Source organism: Brasilonema angustatum, assembly GCF_059505445.1.
The window spans coordinates 1-25606 of record NZ_JCACKO010000067.1 but is presented as its reverse complement, the minus strand read 5'-3'; the positions used below and the strand labels follow the sequence as shown (position 1 = coordinate 25606).

General features: G+C 44.1%; 7 protein-coding genes. All 7 read left to right on the top strand.

Annotated features, from left to right (window positions below; genetic code table 11):
* A partial coding sequence (locus AC5JM2_RS13685) for an amino acid adenylation domain-containing protein (RefSeq protein ID WP_495835422.1) occupies nucleotides 1–1579 on the top strand: 1579 nt, incomplete at its 5' end.
* Complete coding sequence (locus AC5JM2_RS13680; RefSeq protein ID WP_495835421.1) at nucleotides 1576–15843, top strand: non-ribosomal peptide synthase/polyketide synthase; 14268 nt, start codon at nucleotides 1576–1578, stop codon at nucleotides 15841–15843. The genes AC5JM2_RS13685 and AC5JM2_RS13680, both read left to right, overlap by 4 nt.
* A gap of 3 nt (nucleotides 15844–15846) precedes the next feature.
* Entirely contained in the window at nucleotides 15847–20133 is a 4287-nt protein-coding gene (locus AC5JM2_RS13675; RefSeq protein WP_495835420.1) for an amino acid adenylation domain-containing protein, read from the top strand.
* 11 nt (nucleotides 20134–20144) lie between these two features.
* The gene (locus AC5JM2_RS13670; protein WP_495835419.1) at nucleotides 20145–20921 is read left to right on the top strand and encodes a class I SAM-dependent methyltransferase; all 777 of its coding nucleotides are present in this window, start codon (nucleotides 20145–20147) and stop codon (nucleotides 20919–20921) included.
* A 47-nt stretch (nucleotides 20922–20968) separates the two neighbouring features.
* Nucleotides 20969–21706, top strand: a complete 738-nt coding sequence (locus AC5JM2_RS13665; RefSeq protein ID WP_495835418.1) for an SDR family oxidoreductase — start codon at nucleotides 20969–20971, stop codon at nucleotides 21704–21706.
* 187 nt (nucleotides 21707–21893) lie between these two features.
* Nucleotides 21894–24008 carry an ABC transporter ATP-binding protein/permease gene (locus AC5JM2_RS13660; RefSeq protein ID WP_495835417.1) on the top strand — a complete coding sequence of 705 codons (2115 nt, stop codon included), beginning with the start codon at nucleotides 21894–21896 and terminating at the stop codon, nucleotides 24006–24008.
* Nucleotides 24009–24190: 182 nt separating this feature from the next.
* Complete coding sequence (locus AC5JM2_RS13655) at nucleotides 24191–25360, top strand: DUF6014 family protein (protein WP_495835416.1); 1170 nt, start codon at nucleotides 24191–24193, stop codon at nucleotides 25358–25360.
* The last annotated feature ends 246 nt before the right edge of the window (nucleotides 25361–25606 follow it).

The window sequence follows — 25606 nt, the reverse complement described above, 5'->3', positions numbered from 1 at the left end:
GTATCCGACTGAGCGTTTGAGCTTTATACTAAAAGATGCTCAAGTAAGAGTGCTGCTGACTCAACAGCATCTGGTTGAAAAGCTACCTAAACATCAGGCGCGTTTCGTCTGCTTAGACAGTGACTGGGAAAAAATTGCTCAAAACAGCTCATCAAACCCTCTAAACAGCGCAACACCCGATAACCAAGCATACGTCATCTACACTTCTGGTTCTACAGGTAAGCCCAAGGGCGTTTTAGTCAACCACTCAAATGTAGTTCGTCTATTTGCAGCAACAAACTCTTGGTATCACTTCAACGTCGAAGATGTCTGGACACTGTTCCACTCTTATGCATTCGACTTTTCTGTTTGGGAAATTTGGGGTGCTTTGCTGTATGGTGGACGACTGGTAGTTGTGCCCTACCTGGTGACACGATCGCCAGAATCCTTCTATGAGTTACTGTGTCAAGAAAAAGTTACAATTCTCAATCAAACACCTCCAGCGTTCCGCCAGTTGATTCAAGCAGAACAGTCAGTAGCAAAGAAGAGCGATTTGAAGTTACGCTTAGTTATTTTTGGTGGAGAAGCTTTAGAACTGTTGAGTTTGCAGCCTTGGTTTGAGCGACATGGCGACCAGTCGCCTTTGTTAGTGAATATGTATGGAATTACGGAAACCACTGTACATGTAACTTATCGTCCGTTGAGCAAAGCTGATTTGAATGGTACGGCAAGTGTCATTGGTCGTCCGATTCCCGACTTACAAGTGTATGTGCTAGATCAATATTTACAGCCAATGCCGATTGGGGTTCCAGGCGAGATGTATGTTGGTGGCGCTGGGGTCAGTTGTGGTTATCTCAATCGTCCGGAACTGTCACAACAACGGTTTATCTCTAACCCCTTTGCTAAGAACCCACAAGCCCAACTATATAAAACAGGGGATTTAGCACGTTATTTGCCCAATGGCGAGTTAGAATATTTAGGGCGAATTGACAATCAGGTAAAAATACGAGGCTTCCGCATTGAGTTGGGAGAAATTGAGGTATTACTGGCTTCTCACCCAGCGGTTTGGGAAGGCGTGGTGGTAGTACGAGAGGATGAACCAGGGGACAAACGTCTAGTGGCTTACGTAGTGCCAAAAAAAGAACAATCTCTCACAGCAGCACAACTGCGTCAGTTCCTCACCGACCAATTGCCAGCTTACATGGTGCCAAACACCTTTGTACTGCTGGAGTCTTTACCCCTGACAGCTAATGGGAAAGTAGATCGCCGCGCTTTACCGACGCCAGATTTAAACAGCCAAGCATCAGATCAATATGTCGCCCCGCGCACACCGGTCGAAGAAACGCTAGCACAAATTTGGGCACAAGTGCTGAAAGTAGAGCAAGTAGGAGTTTATGATAACTTCTTTGAACTTGGGGGACATTCACTACTAGCAACACAACTAGTTTCACGCATCCGCGATCGCTTCAAAGTCCAACTCCGTTTACGCGAATTGTTCAATGCCGCGACGATAGCTGAATTAGCGCAATCAATCGGGAAGTTACAGCAACAAAACTTGGAATTTACTACATCACCCATTTTACCAAGGAGCAAGAGATGAACACTGAAGAATTACCTCTATCTTATGCTCAACAGCGTTTATGGTTTTTAGCCCAATTCCAACCGAACAGTGCCTTATACAATATCCCGATTGCTTTGCGTCTAGAAGGAACTCTTCATCAAGTCGCGTTGGAACAAAGCTTACAAGAAATAATTGCACGCCACGAAGCTTTACGCACCAACTTTATTACAGTTGATGGAAAAGCTTCACAAATCATTCACGCAGAAACTACTTGGACAGTATCGGTTGTTGACTTGAAACATTTGTCAACAAGTGAACAAGAAATTGCTGCACAACAATTAGTTCAACAACAAGCATTTGGGCCGTTTGACCTAGCAAGTGAATCATTGATCAGAGCCACTTTAGTGGTGCTGTCTCAAACAGAACACATATTGTTAGTGTGTATGCATCATATTGTCAGCGATGGCTGGTCAATGGGTGTGTTTGTCCAAGAACTAACAGCCCTATACAACGCTTATTCAAGATGTCAGCCTTCTCTACGAGACGCTACGCAAACACCATTAGCACCACTACCAATTCAATACGCCGACTTTGCAATTTGGCAGAGACAGTGGTTAGTCGGGGAAGTACTACAAAGCCAATTGTCTTATTGGCAACAACAACTAAAAGATGCACCAGCCCTGTTAGTACTACCCACAGACCGACCCAGACCAGCTGTGCAGACTTTCGCAGGGGCACATCAGAAGTTTGCACTTTCCGGGGAACTAACTAGTAAGCTGACAAAACTGAGCCAGAAACAAGGGGTAACTTTGTTCATGATGCTGTTGGCAGCATTTGATACCCTGCTTTATCGCTACACAGGTACAGAAGACATTTTAGTGGGGACACCAATTGCTAATCGCGATCGCAGTGAGATAGAAGGGTTAATTGGCTTTTTTGTCAACACTTTAGTGATGCGAACTGATTTATCAGGCAACCCCAGCTTTAGTGAATTACTGACTCGCGTGAGCGAAATGGCAATGGATGCCGATGCTCATCAGAATTTGCCATTTGAAATGCTAGTGGAAGCATTGCATCCAGAACGGAATCTCAGTCATGCACCCTTATTTCAGGTGATGTTTGCGCTCCAGAATGCGCCCACCGAGCAAGTAGAGTTGAGAAGATTAACTGTCAGTTCATTGCCAATAACCAGCGCAACTGCCAAGTTTGATCTTACTTTAGCAATGGAGAATACTGCGACTGGACTAGTGGGGGTGTGGGAATATAGTACTGACTTGTTTGATGCAAGCACTATTGAGCGGATGACTGGTCATTTTGTGACAATGCTTGAGGGGATTATTGCTAATCCACAGCAGCGAATTTTGCAATTGCCTTTGTTGACTAAAGTTGAGCAACGACAGTTATTAATTGAGTGGAACAATACTCAAGTTGATTATGCCCAAAATTTGTGTATCCATGAGTTATTTGAAGAGCAGGTAGCGCGTACCCCAGATGCAGTGGCAGTTGTATATGAAAATCAACAACTAACCTATGAGCAGTTGAACACCCAAGCAAATCAATTGGCACACTACTTAAGGTCTTTGGGTGTGGGAGCTGATGTGCTGGTAGGTATTTGCGTCGAGCGTTCTTTAGAATTGGTTGTGGGACTGTTGGGCATTCTCAAGGCGGGTGGTGCTTATGTGCCGCTTGATCCAGAGTATCCAACTGAACGTTTGCGCTTTATGCTTCAAGATGCTCAAGTTTCAGTGTTGGTCACTCAGCAGCAATTAGTTGAAAGGCTGCCTGAGCATCAAGCAAATCTTATCTGTTTAGATACTGACGCTCAAGTAATTTCTCAGTCAAGCCAAGAGAATCTAAGCACCACTATTGAAGCTAGTAACTTAGCTTATGTGATTTATACCTCTGGTTCTACAGGTCAGCCGAAGGGAGTATTGGTTGCCCATCATGGACTGCTAAATCTAGTGTTCTGGCACCAAGATGCTTTTGAAATCACCTCAAGTGACAAAGCCACTCAGTTAGCTGGAACAGCTTTTGATGCTGCTGTATGGGAATTGTGGCCTTACCTAAGCGCAGGAGCAAGTATTTATTTAGTCAAACCTTCCATCCTTGTATCTCCATTGGATTTGCAAGATTGGTTGAAATCGAAAAAGATCACAATCAGTTTTCTGCCAACACCCCTTGCAGAGCAATTATTGTCTCTGGAATGGACAGAAACTACAACCTTGCGAACTATACTAACTGGGGGAGATAAGCTTCATCGATATCCATCAAGTTTAGTCCCTTTCCAGATAGTGAATAATTATGGTCCAACTGAAAATACTGTTGTCACAACTTCTAGGTTGCTAGTCTCGAATGGGCAAGACAATACCTCATCACCTCCCATCGGTCGCCCCATTGCTAATACCCAAATCTACATACTCGACCAATCTGGTCAACCAGTACCTGTGGGTGTACCAGGAGAATTGCATATTGGTGGTGTGGGATTAGCACACGGCTACCTCAACCGAAGCGAGTTAACACAAGAAAAATTCATTCCCAATCCCTTTGAGCAGACAGGAGGTGAGTCAGCGCTGCGGGAGGGTTTCCAACGCCAGATACCTCTGTCGGGAAACCCTCCTTCAGTACTGGCTCCTCCGCAGGCGACTGCGTTAGCGCAGCGTGACCGAAGGTCATACCCGAAGGGCAGTAGATTGTATAAAACTGGGGATTTGGCACGTTATTTACCAGATGGCAACATCGAATACTTGGGACGCATCGACAATCAAGTAAAAATACGCGGATTCCGTATCGAATTGGGAGAAATCGAAACAGTCCTGAGCCAACATGGTGATGTGCAGGCATCTGTCGTTATCGCCCGCGAAGATCCTCCTAGTGATAAACGCTTAGTCGCTTACATCGTACCCCAAACAGAGGCAGTACTGACAATCAGCGAATTGCGGCAATACCTGAAAGCTAAGCTACCAGAGTACATGGTACCGAGTGCTTTCGTCATCCTCGAAGGCTTACCGCTAACACCAAACGGGAAAGTAGACCGCCACGCTTTACCCAGACCAGATTTACACAGCGAACTCAAAGACACATATGTAGCCCCACGCACCCCCACCGAAGAAATATTGGCACAAATTTGGGCACAAGTGCTGAAAGTAGAGCAAGTGGGGATTTACGATAACTTCTTTACCTTGGGAGGACATTCGCTACTAGCAATGCAACTGATTTCACGCATCCGCAGCATTTTCCAAGTGGAACTACCACTGCGTGAGTTCTTTGCCACAGCAACAGTAGCCGAATTGGCGCATTTGATTGGGCAATTGCAGCAACAGGACTTAAAACTCACCGCCCCACCCATCTTAGCTAGGGCAGAAAGTGCAGAATTACCTCTATCATTTGCTCAACAGCGTCTGTGGTTTTTAGACCAGTTTGAGCCGAACAGTGCTTTATACAACATACCTATAGCTTTGCGTTTAGCAGGAACTCTTGAAGTTGCGGTTTTAAAAGAAAGCTTAATTGAAATAATTGCTCGCCACGAAGCCTTACGCACCAACTTCATTACAATTGATGAACAACCAACTCAAATTATTCAAACACAGACAAATTGGAAAGTTTCAGTTGTTGACTTGAAGCATTTATCTACAATCGAACAACAAATTGCTTCTAAGCAATTAGTGCAACAACAAGCTATTCAACCATTTGACTTGGCAAGTGAGTCATTATTCAGAGCAACATTAGTAGTGCTGTCCGAGACAGAACACGTGTTATTAATGTGTATGCATCATGTTGTCTCTGATGGCTGGTCAATTAGTGTGTTTGTCCAAGAACTAGCAGCATTGTACAATGCTTATTCTCAAGGTCAACCGTCACCGTTAACCCCACTACCGATTCAGTACGCAGATTTTGCAATCTGGCAAAGACAATGGTTAGTCGGGGATGTACTCCAAAGCCAACTGTCTTACTGGCAACAACAACTAAAAGACGCACCAGCTTTATTACCGCTTCCCAGTGACCGACCGAGACCTGCTGTCCAAACCTTCGCTGGCACACATCAAGAGTTTGTACTCTCTGTTGAGTTAACTCAAAAACTGATAAAACTCAGCCAAGAGCAAGGTGTAACGTTGTTCATGACGCTGTTGGCAGTATTTGATACCCTGCTTTATCGCTACACCGGACAATCAGATATTTTGGTGGGGACACCTATTGCTAACCGGAATCGCAGTGAGATAGAAGGGTTAATTGGCTTTTTTGTCAATACTTTAGTTTTGCGGAGTGATTTATCAGGCGATCCCAGCTTTAACGAATTACTCACTCGTGTTCGGGAAATGGCTCTAAAAGCATATGCTCATCAAGATTTGCCGTTTGAAATGTTGGTGGAAGCATTACAGCCAGAACGAGACCTCAGCCATGCACCACTGTTTCAGGTAGATTTTCTCCTCCAAAATGATCCCCTATCTCAAGTAGAACTGACTGGGTTAACTGTCACTCCGTTGCCAATAGAAAGCGCAACGGCAAAATTTGATTTGACTTTAGCAATGCAGAACACTGCTACTGGACTGGTGGGTGTGTGGGAGTACAACACTGACTTGTTTGACCCTACCACTATTGAGCGGATGACGGGTCATTTTGTGACAATGCTTGAAGCAATTGTGGCAAATCCCCAAGAGCAAATTTCCCAATTGCCGATGCTAACAGAAGTTGAGCAGCAGCAATTATTGGTAGAGTGGAATGATACTCAGGCTGATTACCCTTGGGATAAGTGTATCCATCAATTATTTGAGCAGCAGTCTTTGAGTACCCCAAATGCAGTGGCAGTGGTGTTTGAGAATCAACCACTCACCTATAGTCAGTTGAACACCCAAGCAAATCAATTAGCACATTACCTACAATCTTTGGGTGTGGAACCAGAGGTGAAGGTGGGGATTTATTTAGAGCGATCGCTATCCATGATCGTGGCATTGTTAGCTGTCCTCAAAGCTGGTGGTGCTTATGTCCCCCTAGATCCTGATTATCCCCAGCAGCGATTAGCCGACATATCCCAAGATTCAGCAATTTCCGTGCTAATCACACAGCAGAAATTGCTGGGTTCTTTACCAGTGGAAGGGGTAGAAGTTATCGTCTTAGACACAGAATCTGGGGTGCTGACTCTTCAAAGTCAAGAAAATCCAGTAAGTGAAGTAAAACCAGAAAACTTGACTTGTATATTGTACACTTCTGGATCTACTGGTAAACCTAAAGGTGTGATGTTAACTCATGCAGCTTTAGTTAACCATAGCAGTGCAATTAGTCAAGTATTTGGTTTAACTAGTGCGGATCGCGTTTTACAGTTTGCTTCCTTGGGCTTTGATGTGGCGGCTGAAGAAATCTTCCCCACTTGGTTTAAAGGTGGAACCGTAGTCGTTAGATCTGTGCAAATGTTCGCGGACTTCGCCAGTTTTGCCGAATTTATTGAAAAACAAGGGCTGAGTGTGTTGAACATAACCCCAGCCTATTGGCATGAATGGGCGGTGGCGGTATCTCAAGAGTATGCAACTGTGCCAAGCTGTCTACGCTTAGTGGCTGTGGGTGGGGATGCAGTTCTACCAGAAACAGTGACAATATGGCAGCAAGTGGTGGGCGATCGCGTCAATTGTCTGAATGTCTACGGTCCCACCGAAGCGTCGGTGACAGCTATAGTCCATGATCTGCTTCACCCCAAATCATCAAAAACCAATTCAGTACTCATCGGTCGTCCCATTGCCAATACGCAAGTCTACATCCTCGACCGTCATCTCCAACCAGTACCGATTGGAGTTACAGGGGAATTGCACATAGGTGGCGTTCGTTTAGCACGAGGTTACCTCAACCGCCCAGAATTGACAGACCAAAAATTTCTTCCCAACCCATTTAAAGATCCCAAATTGGATCGCATATATAAAACCGGGGATTTAGCACGTTATCTGCCCGATGGCAACATTGAGTGCTTCGGACGCATCGACAATCAAGTAAAAATCCGGGGCTTCCGCATTGAATTAGGAGAAATCGAAGCTGTACTGAACCAACATCCTCTGGTGCAAACATCTTGTGTGATCATCCGCGAAGATACAACCGGGGATAAGCGCCTAGTCGGCTACGTAGTACCGTATTCTGAGGAGATACCTGCTACCCACGAACTGCGTCAGTTCCTTACAAATAAACTGCCGCTTTACATGGTGCCTCAGGTCTTTGTGATGCTTTCGTCCCTACCGCTAACACCAAACCGCAAAGTAGACCGCCGCGCACTACCTGCACCAGATTTACACAGCGAACAAATAGACAACTATGTTGCACCGCGTACCCCCACTGAAGAAATGCTGGCACAAATTTGGGCGCAAGTGCTGAAAATAGAGTTTGTCGGCATTCATGATAACTTCTTTGAACTTGGGGGACACTCGCTACTAGCAACGCAACTGGTTTCACGCATCCGCAACATTTTCAAAGTAGAACTACCATTACGTAGCATTTTTGCCGCAGCGACAGTTGCCGCATTGGGGGATCAGATTGGGCGATCGCAGCCACAAAACTTAGAACTGACAGTACCACCCATCTTGCCAAGGGCGAAGAATGCAGAATTATCACTGTCATTTGCTCAACAGCGTTTGTGGTTTTTAGAACAGTTACAGCCGAACGGTGCACTATACAACATACCCGTAGCTTTGCGTATTGTTGGAACTCTTCATAGTACAGCCTTAGAGCAAAGCTTAAAAGAAATTATTCATCGCCACGAAGCGTTACGCACCAACTTCATCGCAGTTGATGGACAAGCAACACAAGTCATTCAAACACAAACAAATTGGCAAGTATCAGTTGTTGAGTTGCAACATCTGCCCACAAGCGAACAAGAAATAACCACACAGCAATTAGCGCAACAACAAGTGATTCAACCTTTTGAGTTGGCAACACAAGCATTAGTTAGGGCGAGATTAGTAGTGCTGTCCGAGACAGAACACATATTGTTAGTGTGTATGCATCACATTGTTAGTGATGACTGGTCAATGGGTGTGTTTGTTCGGGAACTGGCAGCATTGTACAATGCTTATTCTCAAGGTCAGCTTTCACCTTTAAGCCCACTACCGATTCAGTACGCCGACTTTGCGCTGTGGCAAAGACAGTGGTTAGTCGGGGAGGTACTGCAAAGCCAATTGAATTACTGGCAAAAACAATTGGCAGATGCACCAGCTTTATTATCGCTTCCCACCGACCGACCCAGACCACCTGTGCAAACCTTCGCTGGTGCATATCAAGAGTTTGCACTCTCCGGAGAGTTAACTAGTAAGTTGACACAACTGAGTCAGCAACAAGGGGCTACCTTATTCATGACGCTGTTGGCAGCGTTTGATACATTACTTTATCGCTACACAGGACAATCAGATATTTTGGTGGGGACACCAATTGCTAACCGTAATCGCAGTGAAATAGAAGGGTTGATTGGCTTTTTTGTCAACACTTTAGTGATGCGGACTGATTTATCTGAAAATCCTAGCTTCCAAGATTTACTAAGTCGTGTTCGGGAAATGGCGTTGGGAGCCTATGCTCATCAAGACTTGCCCTTTGAAATGCTGGTGGAAGCATTGCAGCCAGAACGAGATCTCAGCCATACACCGCTTTTCCAGGTGGCGTTTGTCCTCCAGAATGCGCCCATGTCTGAAGTAGAACTGACTGGGTTAACTATAAGTGATTTGCCAATAGAAAATGCAACTGCCAAGTTTGATTTGACGCTAGCAATGGGCAACACTGCTTCTGGACTGGTGGGAGTGTGGGAGTACAGTACTGACTTGTTTGATGCAAGCACTATTGAGCGGATGGCGGGTCATTTTGTGACACTGCTGGAAGCAATTGTGGCCAATCCCCAACTGCCCATTTCCCAATTGCCAATATTAACAACAGTTGAGCAGCAGCAGTTATTAATTGACTGGAATGATACTCAAGCAGATTATCCCCAGGATAGATGTATCCATCAGTTGTTTGAAGAACAGGTTCAGCGTACTCCAAATGCTGTGGCAGTTGTATTTGAAAATCAACAACTGACTTATGAGCAATTAAATTGCCGTGCCAACCAGTTGGGGCACTACCTCAAGTCTTTGGGTGTAAAACCAGATACGCTGGTGGGTATTTGTGTGGAGCGTTCTTTAGAAATGGTCGTGGGACTGTTGGGAATTCTCAAGGCGGGTGGTGCCTATGTACCACTTGACCCACAGTATCCGACTGAGCGTCTTAGTTTCATGCTTCAAGATGCTCAAATTAGAGTGCTATTGACCCAACAGTCACTCCTCGACAAACTACCTAAGCATCAAGGACAGCTTGTTTGTTTGGATACTGACGCTCAAATAATATTTCAGTCAAGCCAAGAGAATCTAATCACTGCTACCAAAGCTAGTAACTTAGCTTATGTGATTTATACCTCTGGTTCTACAGGGCAGCCGAAGGGAGTATTAGTTGCTCATCATGGACTGCTAAATCTAGTGTTCTGGCACCAAGATGCTTTTGAAATCACCTCAAGTGACAAAGCCACTCAGTTAGCTGGAACAGCTTTTGATGCTGCTGTATGGGAATTGTGGCCTTACCTAAGCGCAGGAGCAAGTATTTATTTAGTCAAACCTTCCATCCTTGTATCTCCATTGGATTTGCAAGATTGGTTGAAATCGAAAAAGATCACAATCAGTTTTCTGCCAACACCCCTTGCAGAGCAATTATTGTCTCTGGAATGGACAGAAACTACAACCTTGCGAACTATACTAACTGGGGGAGATAAGCTTCATCGATATCCATCAAGTTTAGTCCCTTTCCAGATAGTGAATAATTATGGTCCAACTGAAAATACTGTTGTCACAACTTCAGGGATAGTAGTTTCTTCTGGACAGAAGAATAATATCTCACCACCTATCGGTCGTCCCATAGCCAACACACAAATCTACATTTTAGATAAGTATTTACAACCAGTTCCGGTTGGTGTGCTAGGAGAATTGCACATTGGTGGTGCGGGATTAGCACTTGGCTACCTCAACCGAAGCGAGTTAACACAAGAGAAATTCATCCCCAACCCTTTTAGTGCTGATCCCGATTCCCGCCTCTACAAAACTGGGGATTTAGCACGCTATTTACCTGATGGCAACATCGAATACTTAGGACGCATCGACAATCAAGTAAAAATTCGTGGCTTGCGAATTGAGTTGGGAGAAATCGAAGCAGTACTGAGCCAATATCCTGACGTGCAGGCATCTTGTGTTATTGCTCGCGAAGAGACCCCAGGAGAGAAGCGCTTAGTCGCCTACGTCGTGGTGCCGCATCCACAGGTGACACCGACAATCACCGAACTGCGGCAATTCCTCAAAGGCAAGCTACCAGAGTACATGGTGCCAAACACTTTTGTGATTCTGGAGTCCCTACCGTTGACTCCTAATGGTAAAGTAGACCGCCGCGCTTTACCCGCACCAGAGTTCGACAGCACACTGCAAGAAACATTTGTTGCACCCCGCACCCCCACTGAAGAAATGCTGGCACAAATTTGGGCACAAGTGCTAAAAGTAGAACAAGTCGGCATTCATGATAATTTCTTTGAACTTGGGGGACATTCCCTGCTAGCTACTCAGGTAATTTCTCGCTCGCAGGAAGCTTTTGGGACTTCGTTGCCGTTACGGTATATCTTTGAGTCACCAACAATTGCCCAGTTAAGTGAAGCGATCTTAGCCCAGCTTCAAACTAATTCCGGTCTCGTGGTTCCAGCGATCGCACCCGTTTCAAGAGACACAGATATACCGCTATCTTGGGCGCAGGAACGTCTGTGGTTTGTGAATCAGTTGGAAGGCGAAAGCGGTGCCTATACAATAGATTTCACCGTGCGTCTGGTGGGAAATCTCAATATAAAAGCTTTGGAACAAGCCTTTGGTGAGATAGTGCAGCGCCATGAAGTTCTGCGGACTCGCTTTGAAATTAAGGATAACAAGCCGATACAAGCGATAGCTTCGCTGCTGCGCGGAGCGCAGAACGCACCCAGTATGACCATAACGTTACCAGTGGTCGATCTACAAAATCTGCCAGACCCCTGGAAACAAGTGGAAGCACTGGCGACAGCAGAAGCTTGCAAACCATTCGATCTGGCTAATGGTCCTGTGCTGCGAGTCAAGCTTTGGCAAGTTGCAACCCAGGAGTATGTACTGCTATTCGCAATTCACCATATTGCAGCTGATGGTTGGTCGATGGGCGTTTTGATTGGCGAACTGTCAGCCTATTATCGAGCTATTTCAACGGGTAGTTCTGTTGAGTTACCAGAGTTATCTATACAGTATGCCGACTTTGCTGTCTGGCAGCGTCAGTGGTTGACAAATCAGGTACTAGAACGTCAGTTAAGCTATTGGAAGCAACAGTTAACAGGAGCGCCACCTCTATTAGAATTACCCACAGACCGCCCCCGCCCAGCGATACAGAGTTTTCGAGGCGGTACAGAGCGACTTCAACTAGATGCCAAGCTAACGCAGCAGATCAAAAAGCTATCTCAAGAATCTGGAAGCACTCTGTTTATGACGCTGCTAGCGGGTTTTGTGGTGTTACTGTCTCGCTATAGTGGACAAACAGATATTGTGGTTGGCTCACCGATCGCGAATCGCAACCGCACAGAAATAGAACCATTAATTGGCTTTTTTGTCAATACTTTGGCACTGAGATTCGATCTGTCCCAAGAACCGACCTTTGCAGAATTACTGGCACAGGTGCGAAAAGTTACCCAAAACGCCTACGACCATCAGGATTTGCCTTTCGAGATGTTAGTCGAAGAGTTGCAAGTGGAGCGAAACCTGGATCGCAACCCTCTGACGCAGGTGGTGTTTGCCTTGCAAAATGCTCCCACCTCCCCCTGGGATTTGCCTGGTTTAACGGTTGAAGGAATGCCTTCCGGACTTGACTCAGTTCGGCTTGACCTAGAAGTTTACTTGTGGGATGCTCCAGTTGGGCTTGGGGGCTTTTGCTCTTACAACAGGGATTTATTTGATGGGGCGACGATTGCCCGCATGATGCAGCATTTTGTAATTTTGCTAGAAGTGATCGCTGCAAATCCACAGCAACCAGTAGCATTACTTCCCTTGCTCACCCAGCAGGAACGTCATCAACTTTTGGTAGAGTGGAACGATACTCAAGCAGATTATCCGCACAATCAGTGTATTCATCAGTTGTTTGAGGAACAGGTAGCGCGTACCCCAGATGCAGTGGCAGTTGTCTTTGGGAATCAACAACTAACCTATGAGCAGTTAAATTGTCGTGCTAACCAGTTGGCGCATTACTTGCGGTCTTTGGGTGTGGGAGCAGATATATTAGTGGGATTGTGTGTTGAGCGATCCTTGGAGATGGCGATCGCGCTTTTGGGAATTCTCAAAGCGGGTGGTGCTTACGTACCGCTTGACCCTGAGTATCCTACTGACCGTTTGAGCTTTATGCTAGAGGACACTCAAGTTGCGATACTGCTCACCCAACAGCACTTAGTTAATAAACTACCCCAGCTTCAAGCAAATTTAGTCTTCTTAAATGATATTTGGTCACAAATTGACGAAAACAACCAGGATAACCCCATTAGTGAAGTTAAAGCTGTTCATCTAGCGAATGTGATTTACACGAGCGGTTCCACAGGTAAGCCTAAAGGTGTAATGATTGAGCATACCGGATTGTGCAACTTAGCTCAAGCTCAGATTCAGACATTTGGCGTGCATTGTGATAGTCGCGTTCTCCAGTTTGCCTCCTTTAGTTTTGATGCTTGTATATCAGAAATCTTGATGACTTTGGGATCGGGGGCGACACTTCACCTCGGAACAAAAGCGGACCTCATGCCAGGTACGCCGTTAATTGAGCGATTACGCGATCACGGCATTACCCATGTCACTCTACCACCATCGGCACTAGCAGTCCTGCCAACTGAAGAACTCCCATCCCTGCAAACAATGATTGTCGCCGGAGAAGCAAGTTCAGTTGAACTCATAAAACAATGGTCTGCTGGTAGAAACCTCTTCAATGCCTACGGACCGACAGAAGCTAGCGTTTGTGCCACAATAGCAAAATGCACTTCTTCAGACGAGAAAGTTACCATTGGTCGTCCAATTTCCAACAAACAAATCTACATTTTAGACTCGCACTTACAGCCAGTGCCGATTGGTGTACCAGGAGAGTTGCACATCGGTGGTGTAGGGTTAGCAAGAGGCTATCTCAACCGTCTGGAATTGACAACTGAAAAATTCATTCCCAACCCCTTTAGTGATCAGCTGCATTCCCGGCTTTACAAAACTGGGGATAAAGCACGTTATTTACCAGATGGCAAGATTGAGTACTTAGGACGCATCGATAATCAAGTTAAGATTCGCGGCTTCCGGATCGAAACTGGCGAAATTGAAGCAGTTTTGAGCCAACATCCCTTGGTGCAAGAAAGTGTGGTAGTAGCTAGAGTTGATGATATCCCTGGTGATAAACGCACTTCGGCTCCGCTCAGTACAAGTCTGGTGGCTTACTTAGTGCCTGCACTCCAAAATAAAGTATTACCCCAGCAGCTTGCTCAATGGCAGAGTGAGTACGTGAGTGACTGGCAAATGCTCTATGAACAAGCATACGGGCAACCTCAAACATCCACAGATGACTTGACATTCAATATTAGTGGTTGGAACAGTTCGTACACCAAGCAACCCATCCCAGCAAAGGAAATGCAGGAGTGGGTTGAGAATACAGTCAACCGAATTCTGTCTCTGTCACCGCAGCGAGTATTAGAAATTGGTTGTGGCACAGGGTTGCTGCTATCTCGCGTTGCTCCGAACTGCCAAGAGTATTGGGGATGTGATTATTCCAGTGCCGCCATAAAGCACGTTGAGCAGGTATGTAAAACGGTGTCAGGTCTAGATAATGTGCGGCTACTACACCAAATGGCAGATAATTTTACAGCTATCCCCAAAGGAGAATTCGATACTGTAGTTATCAACTCAGTAGTGCAATACTTCCCCAGCGTGGAGTATTTGTTGCAGGTTCTTGAAGGAGGAATGGCAGCGATCGCCACTACGGGTAAAATTTTTGTAGGGGATGTGCGCAGCTTACCCTTGCTAGAGCCATACCATGCAGCTGTGCAGTTAGCCCGCGCTGAGTCAGACACAACAGTTGAGCAATGGCAACAGCAGGTACATCAGACTGTGGCAATTGAAGAAGAATTGCTCATTGATCCCAGTTTCTTCATCGCCCTCAAACAACGTTTTCCCCAGATTACTTGGGTGGAAATTCAGCCCAAACGCGGTCATGCTGAAAATGAGTTAACCCAATTCCGCTATGATGTCACCCTGCATGTGGGTACTGATGTCCAAGCACTTGCACTGAGCGAACTAGTACTGACTCGCCCTGAGCGTAGCCGAAGGGGCGAAGTCGAAGTAGCCGAAGTGACGATAGTTCCTTGGTTAAACTGGCAACTCAACGGGCTTGAGTTCATACAAATTCAAAATCAACTCCAACAACAGCAGCCAGAACTGTTGGGAATCAGGGGTGTGCCTAATCAACGGGTGCAGCAAGCACTACAGATTTGGGAATGGTTGGAAAATCCCCCTGGTGTCGAAACAGTCGGGCAACTGCGGGAACTACTAGCACAACAGCCAGTAACCAACATAAATCCAGAGCAGTTTTGGGAACTGGGGCAGCATTTCGGTTATACTGTCCACCTGAGTTGGTGGGAGAGTAGTCAGGATGGTTCCTATGATGTGGTGTTCTGCCGCACCAATTCGACGCAAACATCTAACGCACAAAGGGCGATCGCTTTTTGGGATAGTTCGACAGTCACTGCCAAACCCTGGACTGATTACACTAACAATCCCTTGCAGGGCAAGTTAGTCCAGAAGCTAGTGCCACAGGTGCGGGAATTTATCCAACAAAAGTTACCCAATTACATGGTGCCGCAAGCTTTTGTCCTCCTCAAAGCTCTGCCAGTGACACCTAATGGTAAAGTAGATCGTCGCGCCCTGCCAGCACCTGATACAGCTACTAGAAATCTTGCCACTAGCTTTGTTTCACCTCGAACACCGATTGAAGCTCAACTGGTGCAAATCTGGAGTGAAGTTCTGGGAACCGAACGCATTGGAGTGAAGGATAATTTCTTTGAACTAGGGGGACATTCCCTATTAGCGACTCAAGTCATTTCACGGATCAACTCAGCTTTTGGACTTGAGCTATCTGTACAGAAGATGTTTGAGTTTCCCACAGTAGCAGGGATAGCATCCTACATGGAAGTAATAGATTGGGCAGCAGAAGATTTAGCAGTACCTGATATCAGTGGCGAAGTAGTGGAGTTTTGAGTCATGACGAGCAGCACATTTGAATTTATTTGTCAACTCAAGAAATTGAGTATTAACCTAGAAACTGATGGCGTTAGCGGAGCGGCTCCGGAGGAGCTTCGCTTGCGCTGTCATGCGCCTGAAGGGGCGTTAACTCCAACCCTACGCCAGGAAATTGCTAAGCGCAAAACAGAAATTATTTCCTTTTTACAAGAGGCAAAGCAGGTTAAAGCCTCTGAGCGCTTGGACATTCAACCCGTGCCACGGGACACTCAGCTACCACTGTCTTTTGCCCAACAACGGCTCTGGTTTTTGCACCAGATCTCACCCGAGAGTCATTCTTACAATATGCTGGAGGCTCTGCGGCTAGATGGGTCGCTGAATATACTTGCACTCTCGCAAAGTCTCAGTGAACTCGTTCGCCGTCACGAGATCTTAAGAACCACTTTTCCAATGGTAGACGGAAAACCCCTGCAAGTAATTGCCCCTCCGACTGCCTTAACTTTGCCAATCCATGACTTGCAGGGGTTGTCAGCCGAAGAGCAAACTGCCCAAATTCGACAAATGGCGAAGTCCCTTGCGTCCAAGCCCTTCGATTTGGCTGTTGGGCCATTAATAGAATTCAGGCTACTCCAACTGAGTGACCAGGAGTATGTACTGCTGTTGAAGATGCACCACATTATCTACGATGGCTGGTCTCTAAGCATTTTCTACCGGGAGTTATCAATAGCTTATGCAGCTTTCACTCAAGGATTGCCCAACCCACTAGCCCAACTGCCCATTCAGTACGCCGATTTTGCCGTGTGGCAACGCCAGTGGCTGACAGGCGTTGTCCTTGATCGCCAACTCAACTACTGGCAAAAACAGTTAGCAGGTGCGCCTCTGGTACTAGAACTGCCTGCTGATCGACCACGTCCCCCAATTCAGACCTACATAGGTGAAGTTGAGTGTTTTCAACTGGATCGCGACCTCACGCAACGCCTCAAGCAGCTGAGCCAGGAGTCAGACGCAACCTTGTTTATGACCCTACTGGCAGCTTTTTTGGTCTTACTTTCTCGTTATAGTGGTCAGTCAGATATTGTTGTTGGCTCGCCGATCGCCAACCGCAACAGCCCCCAAATCGAGCAGATCATGGGGTTTTTTGCTAACACCCTAGCATTAAGGGGCAATCTCTCTGGAAACCCCAGCTTTGCTAACTTTTTAGCGCAAGTCCGGCAAACAACCTTGTCCGCCTACGCTCACCAGGACTTACCCTTTGAGATGTTGGTGGAAAAGTTACAGCCAGACCGAGATTTGAGTCGTAATCCCTTGGTACAGGTGATGTTTTCCCTCCAAAATGCGCCACAAGGGACTGGCAATTTGTCAGGTTTAACTATTGAGAATATGCCCTTGCCACTTGATGTTAAAGCTAGGTTTGACCTGGAAGTAAACTTCTGGGAAGTTGCAGGAGGTCTGGAGGGCGTTTGGTGCTATAATGCCGATTTATTTGATGCGACCACAATCACTCGCATAGGTCAACATTTTCAAACTTTACTCCAAGCAATTGTCGCAAATCCCAAAGCGCGAATTGCAGAATTACCACTGTTGAGTCAAGCAGAACGTCATCAATTGTTGGTGGAGTGGAACGATACTCAAGCAGACTACCCTCATGATAAGTGTATCCATCAATTGTTTGAGGAGCAGGTAGCGCGTACCCCAGATCCGGTGGCGGTGGTGTATGAAGAGGAAAAACTCACTTACTATGAGTTGAATTGTCGTGCTAACCAGTTGGCGCATTACCTAAAGTCTTTGGGTGTGGGAGCCGATGTGCTGGTGGGGTTGTGTGTAGAGCGTTCTTTAGAAATGATTGTGGGACTACTGGGTATTCTCAAAGCGGGCGGGGCTTACGTGCCTCTTGATCCTGAGTATCCCCAAGAGCGCTTACAATTTCTGCTCGAAGATGCTCAAATTTCCGTGTTGCTGACTCAGCAGTCACTCCTCGACAAACTGCCTGAGCATACTGGACAGCTTGTGTGTTTAGATATTGAAGCTCACTTAATTTCTCAATCAAGTCAGGATAATCCAAGCGCAGATGTCCAAGCTAGTAACTTGGCTTATGTGATGTATACATCAGGTTCTACAGGTCAGCCTAAAGGGGTTGAAGTTGTCCACCGTGGCGTTAATCGTCTTTTGTTTGGCGTAAATTACGTTCATCTCGATGCAACACAAAAATTTCTTCAACTAGCCCCAATTTGTTTTGATGCTTCCACTTTCGAGATTTGGGGAGCTTTGTTGCATGGTGCTAGATGCGTTCTGTTCCCAGTTCGTATTCCCACATCTCAAAATCTGGGCGATGAAATCCGCAAACATGACATTACTGTTTTATGGCTGACGGCTGCTTTGTTTAACTCCATAATTGATGATGACGAAAAAGCGTTGTCAGGAATTAAACAGTTACTCATTGGTGGGGAAGCACTTTCGGTTACTCACGTTCACAAAGCTTTGGCAGTTCTGCCCTGGACGCAAATCATTAATGGATATGGTCCAACAGAAGGCACAACTTTTACTTGTTGTCATCCTATCCCAAGACAATTTGAGCCAACTATAGAATCAATTCCCATTGGACGAGCGATCGCCAATACACAAGTCTACATTTTAGACGAATATTTGCAACTAGTTCCCATTGGTGTTCCAGGAGAATTGCACATTGGTGGTGCGGGATTGGCACGCGGCTACCTCAACCGAAGCGAGTTAACACAAGAGAAATTCATCCCTAATCCGTTTGAGGAGGCAGGAGAAAGTAGATTATATAAAACCGGGGATTTAGCCCGTTATTTACCAGATGGCAATATCGAATACTTAGGGCGCATTGATAACCAAGTAAAAATTCGGGGCTTCCGCATTGAGTTGGGAGAGATTGAAGCCGTACTCAATCAACACGATCGCGTGCAGGTCTGTTGCGTCATTGTCCGCGAAGATACCCCAGGTGAGACTTGTACTGAGCAAAGTCGAAGTAAGCGTTTAGTCGCCTACGTAGTGCCGCAAAAAGAGGTGACACTCACAACGGGAGAACTGCGTCAGTTCCTTTCCAATAAATTACCTGGATACATGGTGCCAAATGCTTTTGTGATGTTGGAGTCCCTACCATTAACACAAAACGGTAAAGTAGATCGCCGCGCCTTGAAAGCTCCTGATTGCACCAGTGACTCTGACAGATTTCTTGAAGCACGTAACCAATTAGAGTTAAAACTCGTACAAATATGGTCAAAGATTCTGAAAATTGACAAAATTGGGGTACAGGATAACTTTTTCGATCTGGGTGGTCATTCCCTTTTAGCTTCCTACTTAATGACTCAAATTAAGCAGCAGTATGGTAAAGATATTCCCTTAACAACTCTTTTCCAAAACCCAACTATTGAACAGTTAGCGGTAATTATCCAAAAAGATTCGGATTACTCAAATTCTTCTTATTTGGTAGCCATTCAACCCAATGGTGCAAACTTAGCTTTCTTCTGCGTTCCAGGTGCAGGAGGTAGACCTTTCTATTTTTATCATTTAGGACGTTATTTAGGAGAGGAGCAACCATTATATAGCTTTGAAAACGATCTGTACGAGAAAGTAGGTTCGATCTCTGGTATTGAGGAGATCGCTAGTATTTATGTTACAGCAATGCAAACAGTTCAGCCACAGGGACCATACTTTTTGGGAGGTCACTCTTATGGGGGAAACGTCGCTTTTGAAATGGCTCAACAGTTGCATGAACAAGGACACAAAGTTGCAATGCTTGCAATTATTGATTCTTCAGCACCAACCTATAAGGATAAGCAAATGCTTGTTGATTATATTAATTGGGATCACGCGAGATGGCTAGCTGAAGTGAGCAAAGGCATAGAAGTTTATTTAGAAAAGGACATAGATATTTCCTACGAAACTCTCCAACCCTTATCGGTAGAGGAGCAACTAAAATACGTTTTACACTATTTCAAAATGGCTAATATGCTGCCTCCGAATGCTGAAACTACGCAGTTGACAAATATCGTAGAAGCTTATAAAACTAGCTGTTTATGTCTGGTTGATTATGTACCAAAACAGATTTATCCCGGTAAAATAACTATTCTACGCGCCAACGAGGATTTGCCAGACGATCCCAATCGTGAGTTAGCATCTGAAATTTCTCAAGATTTTTCCTTGGGCTGGAGCGAGTTTTGTACCGAACCAGTGGACATCCATTTTGTGTTGGGCAATCATGTCACAATTATGGCGGAACCCCATGTCCAGGTTTTAGCGGAACAGTTGAGGGCTTGTATCAAAGAAGGACAAGCAAACATCTAAGTGAGGAAAAAATGGATAAAAACGAATGGATTAGCAAATTTGACAGTTTAATTTTAAATCCGGGGACTAGAAAGATATACGGTCAACAAGAATTTTTCAATGTAGGCTATTGGCTCTCGGATACTCAGAATCAGGAGGAAGCTTGTTTTAACCTGATGGAAAAGCTTTTAGCATTTATTCCAAAAAAACAGGGAACTATCCTTGATGTTGGCTGTGGTTTGGGAGCAACTACCAATTATCTGCTCAAGTATTACTCGTCTGCTGACGTTGTGGGCATTAATATTTCCCCTCAACAAATTGAAAGAAGTACAGTTAACGCAAATAAGTGCAAAATCATTTGCATGGATGCCGTGCAAATGGAATTTGAGGATGATTTGTTTGATAACATCATATGTGTTGAGGCAGCATTCTACTTTGATACCAGGGAGAAGTTTCTTCGAGAGGCGGCACGTGTATTGAAGCCAGGAGGCAACCTGATCCTCTGTGATATCATCTTTGAAAATACACAGCATTTCGGTGATTGGATTGTTCCTCAAAAAAATATTGTCAAAGATATTGAGGAGTATAAACATCTTTACCAACAGGCAGGATTTCAACTCTTAGAATTTGTAGATTTAACAGATGAATGTTGGAAAAACCACTTCCGCGTTCTAAAATCTTGGTTTGTAAAAGAATTTGAAGCGGGAGATGTAGATGAACAAACCTATCAGGTAAATGTGGATGCCATAGATGGTTTACTAAGTTCTTCAGCTATAACTTATTTGTTCGTTTCAGCAAAGAAGCAGTAAAGTGAGTGTGATGTTTTTTTGTTTTTACTTCATGAGGCAAAATAATAATGTTTCAGTCGCTATCAGGTAAGAAAGTGGTGATTACTGGCCTCAGTTCAGGGGTCGATTTGGCGATCGCCAATAAAATGGTAGAAGTGGGGGCAAAAGTTGTACTTTCCCACTCATCTCAAGAGAAATTAAATGAGGCGATCGCGTTGATTTCTGGAGAAATTGAGGCCAAAACTGTTGATGTGTCCAATGAAGATTCAGTCAATGCTTTTTTTGAGCAGATTGGGAACTTCGATCATTTGGTGGTAACGGCTATGGGAGACAGAAATATGCCGCGATCGCTTTTAGCAGAGATGAGCACACAAACGGCTCAAGGTGCAATGGAGAAATTCTGGGGTACGTTCTTTGCTGTGCGTGCATCGCTGAAAAATATAGCGACTGACGGCTCCATTACGCTGACATCAAGTGTCTCTATGTTCAAACCTTCAAAAATGGGGGGGATTTCCGCGATCGCAGCCGCAAATGGTGCTGTTGCTGTGTTCGGGCGATCGCTAGCGTTAGAAATTGCACCGATTCGGGTCAATGTAATTGCCCCTGGACTGATTGAAGATACAACTATCTGGAGCAGTCAAAGCGAGTCTGAACGCTCAGATTTAACAAAGTGGGCTGAAACAGCCTTACCTGTCCAGCATCTTGGACAACCAGAAGAAGTGGCGCAAGCAGTATTAAGTTTGATCTCCAATCCCTATATAACAGGGGTTACTTTGCCTGTGGATGGCGGTGTAACCTTGTTGTAATCACAATACTAATTGGTGGAGAAGCACTTTCGGTTGCTCTAGTTGTCACGATTGATACTTCTGATCCAACATATAAATAAAAGTAAATACTTATTGATTATATTGATTGGGATTCGGTACTTATTATTGATTCTTCAGCACTAAAAAGTACTAAATTTGAGAAAAGATTTCAGTTTATTTCTAAAATATGCCAACCCAAGTTGTTCAAACTCAACCCACAAAAAATGCTTTTTCAGGTTTTATTCAATTTTGGCAAGATGTAAAAGCGATCGCTGGTCCTTACTGGTATCCAACAAACCCGGGAGAAAGAGCATTCTCAGACGTGATTCGTGCATGGGGAATGCTTATTTTCCTGATCTTACTAATAATCGCGCTTGTAGGAATGACTGCTTTTGATAGTTTCGTTGGTCGCTATTTGGTCGATACTCTTATTCAAGAAAAAGATTATTCCAAGTTCATTAAAACCTTATCAGTCAATATTGTTGTGCTTGTCTTTGTAACGCTTTTAGTAGGATTTTCTAAATTTGTCAGAAAACAAATCGCTCTTGATTGGTACAAATGGCTAAATAATCAAACTTTAGATAAATATTTGAGCAATCGTGCTTATTATAAAATTAACTTTATATCCGATATTGATAATCCAGATCAACGTCTATCCCAAGAAATTGAACCGATTATTAGTAATGCTCTGAATTTTTCAGGTACTTTTCTAGAAAAAGTACTAGAAATGACAACTTTTTTTATAATTGTCTGGTTCATTTCCCAACAGATTGCTCTTATTCTGCTTGCTTATACCTTTCTAGGAAATTTTATTGCTCTTTACTTAAATCAAGAATTGAATAAAATTAATCAAGAGGAACTCGAATTTAAGGCAGACTACAATTATGCATTGACTCATGTTAGGAATCACGCTGAATCAATAGCTTTTTTTCAAGGAGAAAAACAAGAGTCAAATATAATTCAGCGCCGATTTAGTAAGATTCTCAAAAATACTGAAAGCAAGAATAATTGGGAGAGAAGTCGGGATATTTTTAGCAGAGGATATCAAGCCGTTATCCAACTTTTCCCCTTTTTAGTACTCGCACCTTTATATATTAGAGATGAAATTGATTTTGGACAACTTGGACAAGCCGCTTTAGCTTGTAATCTGTTTGCTAGTGCTTTGGGACAATTAATAACTGAATTTGGGACTTCTGGACGATTTTCGACTTACGTTGAGCGTTTATCTGAGTTTTCAGATGCACTACAAGAAGTGACCAAACAACCTGAAAAGGTGAGTACTATTAAAACAATAGAAGAGAATCATATTGCTTTTGAACATGTCACTCTAAAAACGCCCAACTATGAACAAGTGATCGTTGAAGATTTGTCCCTTTCTGTCAAAGCAGGAGAAGGTTTATTAATTGTTGGGCCAAGTGGTCGAGGTAAAAGTTCTTTATTGAGAGCGATCGCTGGTTTGTGGAATGCAGGAACTGGTCGTCTGGTGCGACCTCCATTAGAAGAAGTTTTATTTCTGCCTCAACGTCCTTATATAATCTTAGGAACTTTGCGCGAACAGTTACTTTATCCTAATACCAATCGTCAAATGACCGATGCGGAACTCAAAGAAGTTTTGCAACAAGTCAATCTGCAAAACTTGCTAAGTCGAGTCGAAGGCTTTGATACAGAAGTTCCTTGGGAGAACATATTATCGTTAGGAGAACAACAACGCCTTGCATTTGCACGACTATTAGTTACCCATCCTAGCTTTACCATATTAGATGAAGCAACGAGTGCTTTAGATTTGAACAACGAAGGGCACTTATATCAACAGTTACAAGAGACAAAAACAACATTTATCAGTGTCGGACATCGGGAAAGTCTATTTCATTATCATCAATGGGTTCTGGAACTTTCACAAGAAGATTCTAGTTGGCAACTTTTGACCGTGCAGGATTACCGGACTCAAAAAGCAAAAGAAATTGTCACGATTCCCCATGAAAATGCTCAAATCACAATAGATGAATTTCCTAATAATGAATCCCAAACTCAATTAGAAATAGATGATTCTCCTAATAATGAATCCCAAACTCAATTAGAAATAGATGATTCTCCTAATAATGAATCCCAAACTCAATCAGAAGTAGAGGTAGTTACAGGCACAATCGAAGGTCTTTCTCATAAAGAAATGCAGACATTAACAGACTATTCAATTGCCAGCATTAGAAGCAGAGGAAGCCTTGGTAAATCCATTACTGGTAAAGACGGCTTTACCTACCGCTACAACAAAGACCCCAAGGTGTTGAAATGGGTGAGAGTTTAGCGGTTACTTATGCTTTTTAGGTAAAACTTCTGCTGCTTTTGCGCAACAATTAATTCTTGTTCTGTGCTTTTTTCCAAAATAAGCAAAATGTCGAACCCATAAATAGAGCTATAGATTATGCAATTTCGTACTTTCAACCAATCACAACACCAAATTTCGCATCTACCAAAGAGGTATCAAAAATGAACATCACTGTTGTCAACGAACAAGAATTAGTCAAAAAAATAGTCGAATATATTGACAAAAATGAAATTACTATTGCTGTTAAAAAACTGCGTCAACAGGCGGCAAACTTTTGTGAACTTCCTCCTACTTGGCTACTCAACACAGCAGATGCTTTAGAAAATGACGACTGGAGTATCTTATCTGAAGGCTTTATCAATAAGGATTTTATCGGTAAAAATGGCTATTTCCTGATTATTGCACCTTACAAAATAAATCGACAATCCCAACCCCTGGTGACTTTAAGCGCAATTTACGGGAAAATGCACGAGAACTTTCAGCCATCTATTGAACAATTAGAACATCTGACTCGCGAAAAATTTGGAAAACTCGGTCAACCAGTTCCAAGAAACCATTCTTTTACCGAGATTGCTAGTTGCGGTAATGTGAGTGGTGAAACTGGTGAAGCCTTCATCGTCCCGCATAGATGGTGTTTTCCTAACAGTGTTTCTGGCGCAGTATTAAACAATACAAGCGAGCAGCGACGACGTTTTTTAGGTTCCAGCCGCGAATGCATCCAAAAAATATTTGAGTATGAAACGGCTAATTTACTATTAGACCCCTTAGAAGACAAAATCAATGGTGAACGCTATCGCCATGCAGACACTCAAGTTCATGAAGCAGGGCATGCGAGTGGTTTGGGATTTGACTTCAAATTAAAGCAGAAACTTTTCCAAAATTATGCCTATGCAGGTGTGGAGGAATGGCGATCTGATAGTCTAGGGTTTGAATTTGCAGCTTGCACTTTACCTGCCCAAGAAGCTGGGAAGTTGGTAGCTGTCAATTTCTGCATTCGCTTTGGCTTAGATGCTCACCGTTTAGGAGGCATAGAAAAAGATGTAGATGTATATGCTAGCCTTCTAAGCTTAGAACATCTTTTTCAAAATGATGCCATATATATCACTAAAAATGGTCAATTAGCTTTACGTAATTTGAGTTATCCAGGTTTACTCCAAGCTGTGGAACTTCATCGAGCACAAGCATTATGTCTTACCCGAAGAGAGTTAAACCTTAAAAGTCCTACAGGTCTTTTTTCTCTGTATAGAATAGACATTCATCCATCAACTCAATCAATTTTTCAGGGGCTAGTTATAGAACCTTGTCAAGGAATTTGGGCACAGTTGCAATAATAGACTTCTTGCAGAAGTTGGGAACGCTTAACAGGGAACAGGGAACAGAACCATCAAAAATCTCACTTTTGCAAGACGTCTAATGAGTTTACCCCTCTTTTTAGCCTTCTTGTACCAACAGAGGAAATAGTAAATTAGACTTATCATTTATTCTTTGTGCACTCTCAGCGCTCTCTGAAGAAACACAGGGGTGTAATACCATTTCACGAAATCCTTGATACAAATGATTAGTCTCTAATTCTTTCT

Coding starts and splice junctions, on each gene's coding strand:
- AC5JM2_RS13680 (WP_495835421.1), top strand. CDS start 1,576: ATGAACACTGAAGAATTACCTCTATCTTATGCTCAACAGCGTTTATGG.
- AC5JM2_RS13675 (WP_495835420.1), top strand. CDS start 15,847: ATGACGAGCAGCACATTTGAATTTATTTGTCAACTCAAGAAATTGAGT.
- AC5JM2_RS13670 (WP_495835419.1), top strand. CDS start 20,145: ATGGATAAAAACGAATGGATTAGCAAATTTGACAGTTTAATTTTAAAT.
- AC5JM2_RS13665 (WP_495835418.1), top strand. CDS start 20,969: ATGTTTCAGTCGCTATCAGGTAAGAAAGTGGTGATTACTGGCCTCAGT.
- AC5JM2_RS13660 (WP_495835417.1), top strand. CDS start 21,894: ATGCCAACCCAAGTTGTTCAAACTCAACCCACAAAAAATGCTTTTTCA.
- AC5JM2_RS13655 (WP_495835416.1), top strand. CDS start 24,191: ATGAACATCACTGTTGTCAACGAACAAGAATTAGTCAAAAAAATAGTC.